The sequence below is a fragment of the Virgisporangium aurantiacum genome (assembly GCF_016863635.1).
Taxonomy (GTDB): Bacteria; Actinomycetota; Actinomycetes; order Mycobacteriales; family Micromonosporaceae; genus Virgisporangium; species Virgisporangium aurantiacum.
Window position 1 is genome coordinate 1 of sequence record NZ_BOPG01000214.1, and the last position, 515, is coordinate 515.

At 62.7% G+C, this 515-nt stretch carries 1 protein-coding gene; it reads left to right on the plus strand.

Annotated features, from left to right (window positions below; all coding sequences use genetic code 11):
- Nucleotides 1-503: integrase core domain-containing protein (locus tag Vau01_RS63105; protein WP_204015532.1), on the plus strand; the 503-nt coding region annotated here is incomplete at its 5' end.
- Between the last annotated feature and the right edge of the window lie 12 nt (nt 504-515).

A 515-nucleotide genomic window follows, 5' to 3' on the forward strand; every position in this document is an offset into this window, starting at 1 on the left:
TTGCCGACACCATCGCCAAGCAGAACATCAACCGCGATCAGCTGACCATCCACGCCGACAACGGCTCGTCCATGGCGTCCAAGCCGGTCGCGTTCCTCCTGGCCGACCTCGGGGTCACCAAGTCGCATTCCCGGCCGCATACGAGCAACGACAACCCTTTTAGTGAGGCGCAGTTCCGAACTCTGAAGTACCGGCCCGACTTTCCCGACGCGTTCGGCTCGATCGCTGACGCCCGAGCGTTCTGCCAACGATTCTTCACCTGGTACAACGCCGAGCACTACCACTCCGGTGTCGCCTGGCTGCATCCGACCGACGTCCACTACGGACGAGCTGAGACGGTCCGCGCTGTCCGCGCCGAGGTCCTCGACGCCGCCTACGCCCGCAACCCCGACCGGTTCGTCAACAAACCACCCAAGCCCGCATCCTTACCCAGAGCCGCCTGGATCAACAGGCCACCCAAGCAGAACGAGCACAACCAGACGGCTCAGTCAATGAATCCCTGAAAATCCTGCCTC